The sequence below is a fragment of the Rhizobium sp. NLR10b genome, assembly GCF_019685435.1.
Taxonomy (GTDB): domain Bacteria; phylum Pseudomonadota; class Alphaproteobacteria; order Rhizobiales; family Rhizobiaceae; genus Rhizobium.
On record NZ_JABDWV010000034.1, the window covers coordinates 1 to 10,343 of the forward strand.

Below are 10,343 nucleotides of genomic sequence, written 5' to 3' on the forward strand. Positions count from 1 at the left end.
TGCCACTGGCCGCCGATAACCGGATACAAAGTCAAATATGACCTCAGGCCGATAGGGCCTCTGGGCAGCAAGGGCAGACGGGAATTGGCTATGCTTGATGTAAATCAATTGTTAAAGGCGGTCAGCGACGACAACCCATGCGGCGATGCTCTCGATTACGATTTGAGTTTTCTCGAACTTGAGGTGGCCGCGCAGGGCAGGCCCGCTCAGCGGATGGGAGATTCCGTTCTCGCCGAGGAGGCTCCCGACTGGCACCAAGTGTGGCGGTTGGGTCTCGACCTCGCCGTCCGCATAAAGGATTTGCGCGTCGGCGTTATGCTGGCGCGCTCCGCTCTCGGCCAATGTGGATACCCTGGTCTCCGCCAAGGAATTGAGTTGCTCGCTGGCTATGTGGAATTATATTGGTCGGAGCTGCATCCGCGGCCAGACACAGAGGATTGCGGCGACGAGACCGTGCGCCTCAATGCACTGGCGAATCTGTGCGATCCCTCCAGGCTTCTTGCTGAAATTTGTCAAGTTCCCGTCACCGCATCCAGACAGTTTGGCATCTTTACTCTTAATGATTGGATGGAGGCTCAACGATCTCGGCCGAGCGAGATTAATACAGGGCTCATCGAGATGGCTTTCGGCGATACCGATCCAGCCCATCTCTGCCAATTGAATGAGGAACTCGAGGCCAGTCTGGCGGCTGCTTTGCGCTTGGATGCCAGTGTAAAAAAGCACGTCAATATCATTGATGCTGTCCGCTTTGAGCCGCTCATCTCGGTGCTCCGCCAAGGAAAGGATGTGGTGAGCAGATACTGGAAATCGCCGCAATCGGCCATCATGCAGCCGCCGATACTCAACGACCAGATAAGACATTCGGAAGAGATTCGCGACCGCAAGGATGTTATCAGGATCCTCGACTGGATCTGCCGCTGGTATCACATGAATGAACCAGCCAGCCCCGTGCCAGCTTTGCTTGAGCGGGCAAAGCGACTTGTATCCAAGGACTTCATGGCTTTGCTGGTAGATCTGGCCCCGGAGGGAGCTGCTCAATACCGCTCAATTGTTGGTGTGGCAGCTGAATCTGGTGCATGACATCTTCTTCGAAGCGCAGCCAACATTAGGAGAAATAAAACCATGGCAAAGGCGAGCAGCCAAAAGTTCATCAATCGGAATCGCCCCCCCCGAGTTCAGATCGAATACGATCTAGAGACTTATGGCTCGAGAAAAAAGGTAGAGCTTCCATTCGTTGTAGGCGTCATGTCTGACCTCGCCGGCAATCCCGCGGAACCGCTGCCGCCTGTCGCGGAGCGCAAGATTGTGGAGATCGACATCGACAATTTTGATGACCGGCTCAGATCCCTAAAGCCCAGGGTGGCTATGCGTGTACCCAACCGTCTCACTGACGAAGGCCAGCTCGCTGTCGACTTGACCTTCGAATCAATGAACGATTTCTCACCGGCAGCGGTTGCACGTAAGGTTGGAAGTCTCAGAGCGCTGTTGGAGGCCAGGATGAAGCTTTCTAACTTGTTAGCGTACATGGATGGCAAGGTCGGAGCAGAAGAGTTGATAGTCCACGTCCTCAATAATTCCGCACTGCTCAGTGCCATCAGTGCACCTTCTGAGACCGAGGATCCCAATGAATCCCAGGAGGAACTGCCGCCCGCATTTCCAGAGATGAAGGAGCCGTGACCATGACGTTGACAACTCAAGTGCGTACGGAGATGCATCCCGCGGTCGTCGATCTCAACGATCTCGTCATTGCACTGCAGCGCGAATTTAAGCCTCGTTCAGATCAGAGCCGCAAGGCTGTGAAGAATGCTATCAGGACATTAGCTCACCAGGCACTTCGACACACACCGCTGATCTGTGATGACGCCGTCAAGACAATCCAATCGATTATAGCGTCGATTGATGAGAAACTATCACAACAAGTCAACGAGATACTCCATCACCCTGATTTTCAGGACCTCGAGTCAGCTTGGCGAGGCTTGCATCACCTCGCGCTCAACACCGAGACAGACGAGACGTTGAAAATTCGCGTTCTTTCAATCTCGAAGAAGGAGATTTCTCGAACACTACGAAAATTCAAGGGAATTGCGTGGGATCAGAGCCCGCTGTTTAAAAAGATCTATGAAGAGGAGTACGGGCAGGTTGGGGGCGAGCCGTATGGCTGCTTGATTGGCGACTACTACTTCGATCACAGTCCTCATGACATCGATATGCTCGCGGGCATAGCACAAATTGCTGCGGCAAGCCACTCGCCTTTTATCTCGGCTGCCTCGCCGCACCTTATGCAAATGGATTCGTGGCGTGAGCTTGCCAACCCACGCGACATCTCGAAGATCTTCCTGACGCCTGAGCACTCTGGTTGGCGAGCATTTCGCGAGAGTGAGGACTCACGATATGTGGCGCTGACACTACCACGTATGCTCGGGCGACTACCCTATGGCGCTAGGATTAATCCCGTCGATGAATTCTCCTTTGAAGAGGACACCGACGGGAGTGACAGCTCAAAGTATCTATGGACGAATGCGTCCTATGCTATGGGTGTCAACATCACGCGATCGTTTAAGCTCTACGGCTGGCTGTCCAGAATACGTGGTTTTGAATCCGGCGGGCTCGTTGAGGACCTGCCAGTGCATACTTTCCCTAGCGACGATGGTGGCATCGACCTCAAATGCCCCACTGAGATCGCGATCAGCGATCGGCGGGAGTCAGAACTCTCCAAAAATGGCCTTCTGCCACTGTTGCACCGGAAGAACACACAGCTGGGCGTATTCGTCGGGGCCCAGACCGTCAATAAGCCGATCAGATACGAGGATCCAGACGCCTCTGCGAATGCCGAGCTCAGCGCCAGGCTACCTTATATTTTTGCTACCTGCCGTTTCGCCCATTACCTGAAGTGCATGGTTCGGGACAAGATTGGCGCATTCAAAGAACGTTCGGAGGTCGAGGAGTGGCTGAATCAGTGGATTCAAGGCTTTGTGCACCCCTCGCCGGAGTTGGGGAGTGAAGAAAGCAAGGCGCAGCAGCCGCTCTCCTCAGCCGAGGTCAAGGTCGTGGAAACCGAAGATAATCCTGGCTATTACACCGCCATATTTTATCTGCGACCTCACTATCAACTCGAGGGCCTCACCATCTCACTGAGACTGGTATCGCGGCTGCCGTCGGCTCGGTCGGGCTGAGTCTTTAGCACTGTCACCAGCGCACAAATGACGCTGATTGGTGACCTATGTCGGCCAACGATCCGAAAACGGCAAATAGAGGAATTTCAGAATGGCATTCGATGCGGTAATGAGCTTCACGCAGGCGTCCAAAGATGGAATCTTGCCAAAGGGGGAATCCATCCTTCTAAAGGATGGCATCACACTTGGCGACCAATGGAGCTTTTCGCTCGAGAACAAGCTCAATATTGGTCCTCACACGGCGGGCGCTGGGTCCGGGAAGGCAGAGTTCGAAGTCTTTACGATTAAGAAGCAGGTGGATAACGCGTCTGCTTCCATATACGTAGCGTGTGGCCGTGGCGCCCATTTCAACAGCGTTGATCTTAAGCTATTCAAGTCGACAGGCGCCGGGCTGGCGACGGCCTCGTCGAACTTGTTCTTGCACTGGAGTTTTAACATGCTGGCGATCGAGAAGGTCGAGTGGGCTTATTCGGAGGACGCGCCAGAAGAGACGATCACGTTCCGATTCGGCGCGTGCAAGCTCATCTACTACGTGCAGGACGACAAAGGTGTCCTCAAGAAGTCTGGCGAGGGTATCTGGAATCAAATTTCCAACAGTACGGATTTCAATAAGCTCGTCGCCTGACTCGCATACCGGACGAATGTTCTGGCTGCTCGCCTCGGATTCGGCCTCGGAAGGATTCTTTTGGAGTGGAGATTGGATATGGTTATTGCCGCAAAGGGTGATTTAATTCGGCCATCGCTTCTCGACCGGCTTACGGACGACGAGCCGCGTGCCGTATTCGAACCGCCGCATTCATACAGTTTCTCGCTCAGTCAGATACGAGCACTCATCCTGCGCGACCTGTCGTGGCTACTTAACACAACTCAGTTGGCGGCAACCATTGATCTCAAGTCCTACCCCCACGTTGCAGCCAGCACTCTCAACTACGGTGTCTGCCCCCTCGGCGGACATATCATCGATGGACCCGATACAGCTGCCTTAGGACAGGAGATTGCCGCCAGCCTGCGACGTTTTGAACCGCGGCTCCTCGCGGATAGCGTCAGTGTTACAATCCTTAAGGACGCTGACAGCATTGGCTCTCTTGGCTTTAAAATCGAGGCCCACTTCTGGGCGCAGCCAGTGCCGCTGAGGATTGTGGTGCGAACCGATCTTGACCCGGAGCGTGAGATCGTCCGTATTGTTAAATTAGCTGCGGAGATCACCTGATGGATCCGAGGCTGCTCCGCTTATACAATGATGAACTTGCCTATATCCGGGAGATGGGGGCCGAGTTTGCTCGGGACTTCCCTAAGGTCGCTGGCCGACTCGGGCTCGAACCAGCCGAGAGCGCCGATCCCTATGTCGAGCGATTGCTAGAGGGGTTTGCCTTCCTGGCGGCACGGGTCCAATTGAAACTGCAATCCCGGTTCCCTGATTTCACGCAGCACCTTCTGGAAATGGTCTATCCTCATTTTCTATCGCCAATGCCTTCGACAACGATTGTTAGGTTCGAACCGGATCCATTGGCTGGGAGGTTTGAGCAGGGATATGTGGTGCCACGCGGAACGAAGCTGCTCGGCAAACTCGCTTCGGAGGCGGTCACCCATTGCGAATTCCGAACAGCTCATGAGGTTCATCTCTGGCCGATCGAGGTGAGTGCTGTAGATTACTACACGACGCCGGCGCAACTTTCAGCTCTAAGTCTCCCACTCCTGCAAGATGTGAAGGCTGCACTGCGACTTCGCCTTCGAACAACGAACGGAATTCCTCTCAACAAACTGGCGCTTCGTGCCTTGACATTCTACCTTGCTGGACCTGGTGGCATTGGCGCGGCAGTCGCCGAACAGCTTGTGGCCGATTGTCGCGGCATTGTCGCTCGGCCCGTTGACCGCCCACCCTCTGGGCAGCAGACAATCCCACTCAGCGAACTGCGGCAGCACGGCTTGGAGGCCAATTGTGCGCTTCTGCCCGCGGTTCCCCGTTCCTTTGACGGTTATCGACTGCTGCAGGAATATTTCGCGCTTGCGGAGCGGACCCTATTCATCGAGCTCAGCGGGCTTGCCGACGCTGTGAGCTTGTCGGCGACAGACACTCTCGAGATCGTGTTCGCGCTCGGCCGTGCTGAACCGCGGCTGGAACGTCACCTCGGAACAAAGAACATCGTTCTCTTCGCGACACCGGCTATCAATCTCTTCGAGCGCCAAGCAGATCGCGTGCACTTGAGTGACAATAACTACGAGCATCAGTTGGTCGTCGACCGAATGAAGCCACTTGATTTCGAAGTTCAGTCGATACTCGAGATGAATGGAGAAGGAGAGAGAAGCGAATCAGGCTCGATTCAGTTTTTTCCTTTCTACAGCATCAGCGCCCATGGACGGGAGTTGCAAAACACCAGCTATTACACAGTTCGGCGACAGCATCGCCTACTGTCGGAGCACCAGCGTCTGAACGGCGCCAGAGCGGGCTATATCGGCAGCGAGACATTTCTCTCACTGGTCGACCGGCGGGCGGCCCCTTACTCGGTGGATATCTCATGGTTGTCGGTGCGCTGCCTTTGCTCGAACAGACATCTGCCGCTGCTGCTTCCGATCGGTCAGAACGAGACAGATTTCACTCTCGAAATCGGAGCTCCGATAACTGCGACGCGGTGCCTGTCATTGCCAAGCATGCCGCGTCATTCCTCCGCAACCGGAGATGTTGCGTGGAAGCTAATCAGCCATCTGTCACTGAACTATCTTTCGATCACCAATTCCGGCAATAACAGTCACGGGGGCGCAGAGGCGCTGCGTGAGCTTTTGCGCCTTTACGTTGATCCCGAGGATGCTCTCGCCTTGCGGCAAATCGACGGTATACGAGAAATACAGTCGCGGCCGATAGATCGCCGACTACCAGGCGGGGGACATGCAGCTATCGCACGTGGCACTGAAATCAACCTCATTCTGGACGAAGCGGCTTTCGAAGGCGTTGGTATATTTCCACTTGCCTCCGTGCTCAACCAGTTCTTCGGCAGATATGTATCAATCAACAGCTTTACCGAAATGGTCGTCTCCACGGCGCAACGCGGCAAGGTGATGCGATGGCCAACAATGCTTGGCCGGCGGACAGCGCTGTGATGCAGAGCAAGCTCGATCGCCTCCTCAGTGCGGTAGCGGCCAAGCCTCATGCCTACGATTTCTTCCAGGTTATGCGGCTCATCGATGCAATTTGCTCAGATCGTCCTCGGATTGGAGAATCGAGTCAGCCGGGGCTAGACCGGGTGCGACTTGGACAGCAGCCCACGCTGGCTTTTCCGACGCGGTCTATCGCACACGTGAATGAGGCTCGGGAAAACCTCCCCGCCAGGATATCCACCTACGCCTTTGGCCTATTCGGGCCGAACGGCCCGCTACCTTTGCATCTGACGGAATTTGCCCTTTTTCGGCAGCGCAATGCAGCCGATGAAACATTTGTACGCTTCACCGATATTTTTCATCATCGACTAGCCTCACTGTTCTTTCGCGCCTGGGCGGAGAGCGAACCTTCCGTCAGCCATGACAGACCGCAAACAGATCGCTTCGCACTGCAGCTTGGCGCCCTCGCTGGCTTTGGAATGACGTCTCTTCATGAGCGCGATGCCATGCCCGATCTTGCTAAATTACACTTCATCGGACGACTCGCCTCGCTGGCCAGTAATGCCGAAGGACTGGCCGCCATTTTGGCCGGCTTTTTTAAAGCGCCCGTTGAAATCCTTGAATTTATCCCTAAATGGATTGAGTTGCCTCTAAGCGCACTCTGCCTTCTGGGTCGTGACCCGTGCACCGGGACACTTGGCAGCACAGCTACTGCGGGTGCCAGGATCAAAGTCTACCATCATCGCTTCCGCATCGTCATTGGTCCCGTCAGCTTGGCTCAGTACGAGAGGCTTCTGCCAGGGGCCTGCGATCTCGAGACTTTCACCGCAATTATTCGTAATTATCTAGGTGATGAACTGGACTGGGAGGTCACCCTCGTTCTCACCCAGAACGAGGTACCGAAAGTCCTTTTAGGACATACCGGTCGGCTCGGTTGGACCAGTTGGATGGGCGAGCGCTGCCCCCCCCGTGATGCCGCCGACCTGACCATGATGCCAGGCGAGCGCCCGCCGACCGGCGCGGTGTCTAACTTTCCGAAGTAATCCGATGGAGTGGTTTTATTTGACTTGGATGAAATTTACCAGGAAGTTGAGTTTTCTCTACGAGGCCATCCTCGAAAGGACAGCGGTAATTTCCGACCTGCTCAAGCCTTTTTGAGGTACGACGCACTCAATAGCATCTCCGCGTGATTCTTCTTAAGATGAACTGAGCTCCTACAACCACTGATATGCCAGATTCGCGCAAACCAACAGAACGAGATGCGGCGGACAGTCCCAACGCGGAAGCGGTGTCCAGACTGCGAAGGTTGAGCCTGATGGAAGTCACCCACATTCACCCAATATGAGCCGGCGCTCGCGTCTAACCCGAAATGCCGTCTTCTCCGCGAACGAAGGAGACGTTATGCCATCAGTATAAGTTAGTAACTTTTGCACCATCAACCAACGCAACCGAACGGCGGCGTCGGCTGCCCAATCACGGGTTTCATCAGCAGGCCCGACGTAACGCCTTTCAAGTTTTGTGTGCGGCTTCCGCCGTGTCTTTTCAATCAATTAAACGAGGCGCAGCAGCGCCCCACAGCACAACTCAGGGAAATTTGTCGTGGCCCAATCTAAAGTCGAAAATCTCCTGAAGCACAATCGATTTGCCGCGGTTATTTCATCCGCATTCCAACCAGAAGATGTCACTATCCGGTGGCTCAGAGGCGCCGACCGGCTGTCACAACCATTTCTGTATGAAGTCAAGCTTGCCGCCCCGACGCCAATTCAGAACTTCGCCAAGCTTCCAGGCCAAGGCCTGACGGTCGGCCTTAGGCTGAAGGACGCGGAGGTGCGCTTTTTCAACGGGATAATAACCCGGTTCGAGTATCTCGGACTGGAAGATACTGAGCACCTCAACTATGTGGCGGAGCTGCGTCCCTCGTTCTTCTTACTCGACTACCGTACTACTAGCCGGATTTTTCAGAACAAGACAAGCATCGAAATCGTCACTGCCATCCTTCAGGAGAACAACTGCAATTTCAAGAACCGCACAATCGGGCGATTCCCGCAGCGCAGCTTTTGCGTGCAATACGGCGAGTCGGATCTCAACTTTGTGAGCCGCTTGATGGAGCAGGATGGCATATACTACTATTTCGAACATGGGGAGAGCCGACATGACCTAGTTCTTGTCGACAGCCTTTCATGCCACGAGCCATGCACGCCAGAAAACGTGGAGACTCACCACAACCTTAGGCCAGCCCGAAATCTTCATCGAGATGACGTAATCTTGTCCTGGAGCGAGGTCGTTTCACTACAGCCGAACAAGATCGTTCTCAACGACTATGATCACGAGAAGCCGATGGCAGAACTCACTGCGGCCGCGCGCATTCCTTCCGTGCGAATAGGGGACATTCCACCCGCAATGAGTGCCAGTATCGGACGTTCTGGCGCCTCTGTTATGGAATCGGAGGCGCTGACTTCAGGCGTTTCCCGGACACTACAGGAGACATTCGACTATCCCGGCGATTACACAAAAAAACAGGATGGCGATTTCTACGCCTCTATCCGTGCGGAAGAACTCGCGTGTAATCACTATCGTGCACGTATTGAGACGACCGCCCGCCAGATCACTACGGGGTCTATCTTCAATGCTGCCAATCCTTTTAATAACGGCGATGTAGGGACGCGTCTAAAGGGCACTCAGCGTTTTTTGGCGATTGCAAACGATTTCAATATTTTGGGGGAGGTAGGAGCCGATCCGACACGGGGGGCCACCGAACACACCGCTGAGCGCTTCCTCTATCACAGTACGGTCGAGATCATTCCTGCGAGCACCCAGTACCGTCCGGCGCGCCACTCGCCCGTGCCGGTAATCAAGGGGCCGCAGACGGCGGTGGTCGTGGGTTCGAAGAGTGAGACAATCACCACAGACGAGCACGGCCGCATCAAGGTCCAGTTTTTCTGGGACCGCCAAGGCAACAAGGATGAAAACAGCTCCGGTTGGATTAGGGTAGCACAAAACTGGGCCGGCAAGGGCTTCGGCTGTTTACTAATTCCAAGAATAGGTCAAGAGGTCGTGGTGGAATTCCTTCATGGCAACCCTGATCGTCCCCTCGCAATCGGGGTCGTCTATAACGGCTCTAACCTGCCGCCTGAGGTCTTGCCCGCCAACAAGACCCGCTCCACTTTTCGCACCCATACCGATCGCGGCACAATCGCCGACTACAACGAACTGCGCTTCGAGGATAGACTAGGCCATGAGGAGGTTTTTCTGAAGGCGCAGAAAGACCACAACGTCCAGATCGGGAACATCTATACCATTGATGTAAAGAAGCAATACCTGCTGACGTCAGCCACAGCACCGCTGGGCAGCAGTATCGAATTGACCCCTGACAAAATTCGCCTCTCAGTAATGGGCTCAACCGGTCCGCAAGTCATCGAAATCAGCGCGGCCGGCATCACTCTCATGAACAGTCAGGGAGCCTCGGTTCGGATGTTGGGGCCCTCGGTAATGATCAACAACGAAGCGCTTGTGGTGACCTGATGCCTGGACAATCCTTCATACAGGAACGACCGCGACCTGCCCGCATGACGGACTGGTCAATTCCCGGCCCGTCCTCATCAACCAACTTACTGGTGGTTAGGGAAACCGGACACCCCGCGCCAAGCCCGCGGTCAAGCGGAAGCGGCCACCCCTTGGAGGGGTAATAGGCGTCGAATTTTGGCTCTGACGCAGATTTGGTGCAATTCTCTCATGTCGCGCCGATCAGGCGAGCTTGAAGCAGATCAAGCTTTCCGCGACCGTACATCTAGCGCTTAACCAGCTTGAGCTTGGTGATTCTGCCCTCATTTTGTCCGTTGGACCACGGTGAGACGATCGCTGCTCTGACTGCCTGTATGTCTTTCGCAACGCCATTGCCAAAGTGACCTTGCCCCGTTGAAATAATCCATTTTGAAGTAAGCTCTGGCCCATTGAGAGGACCAGAGGATGAAGCGCAATCGTTTCACAGACGAACAGATCATCGGCATATTGAAGGAGCACGAGGCAGGCACGCCGGTCTCGGAGCTTTGCCGCAAGCATGGCGTCAGCGATGCCAGC

Annotated in this window: 9 protein-coding genes; all 9 read left to right on the plus strand. The window is 54.8% G+C overall.

All coding sequences use genetic code 11. The annotated features are described in order from the left end of the window. Window positions 1-1,080 (plus strand): type VI secretion system protein TssA (tssA, locus tag HJB91_RS29875; RefSeq protein ID WP_259669990.1); only part of this gene is annotated, 1,080 nt, incomplete at its 5' end. 42 nt (window positions 1,081-1,122) lie between these two features. After that, window positions 1,123-1,677, plus strand: a complete 555-nt coding sequence (gene tssB, locus HJB91_RS29880) for a type VI secretion system contractile sheath small subunit (RefSeq protein WP_221156847.1) — start codon at window positions 1,123-1,125, stop codon at window positions 1,675-1,677. Window positions 1,678-1,679: 2 nt separating this feature from the next. Beyond that, the gene (gene tssC, locus HJB91_RS29885; protein WP_221156849.1) at window positions 1,680-3,173 is read left to right on the plus strand and encodes a type VI secretion system contractile sheath large subunit; all 1,494 of its coding nucleotides are present in this window, start codon (window positions 1,680-1,682) and stop codon (window positions 3,171-3,173) included. Window positions 3,174-3,264: 91 nt separating this feature from the next. Next, complete coding sequence (locus HJB91_RS29890; RefSeq protein ID WP_221156851.1) at window positions 3,265-3,798, plus strand: type VI secretion system tube protein Hcp; 534 nt, start codon at window positions 3,265-3,267, stop codon at window positions 3,796-3,798. Window positions 3,799-3,876: 78 nt separating this feature from the next. Then, a complete protein-coding gene (gene tssE, locus HJB91_RS29895; protein ID WP_221156853.1) occupies window positions 3,877-4,383 on the plus strand; it encodes a type VI secretion system baseplate subunit TssE in 507 nt (168 codons plus the stop codon). Continuing rightward, the gene (tssF, locus tag HJB91_RS29900) at window positions 4,383-6,269 is read left to right on the plus strand and encodes a type VI secretion system baseplate subunit TssF (RefSeq protein ID WP_221156855.1); all 1,887 of its coding nucleotides are present in this window, start codon (window positions 4,383-4,385) and stop codon (window positions 6,267-6,269) included. Before tssE ends, tssF begins: the two co-directional genes overlap by 1 nt. Next, window positions 6,233-7,309, plus strand: a complete 1,077-nt coding sequence (gene tssG / locus HJB91_RS29905; protein ID WP_221156857.1) for a type VI secretion system baseplate subunit TssG — start codon at window positions 6,233-6,235, stop codon at window positions 7,307-7,309. Before tssF ends, tssG begins: the two co-directional genes overlap by 37 nt. Window positions 7,310-7,865: 556 nt before the next feature. Further along, entirely contained in the window at window positions 7,866-9,788 is a 1,923-nt protein-coding gene (locus tag HJB91_RS29910; protein ID WP_221156859.1) for a type VI secretion system Vgr family protein, read from the plus strand. 444 nt (window positions 9,789-10,232) lie between these two features. Beyond that, on the plus strand, window positions 10,233-10,343 hold a 111-nt coding region (locus HJB91_RS29915), incomplete at its 3' end, for a transposase (protein ID WP_165410108.1).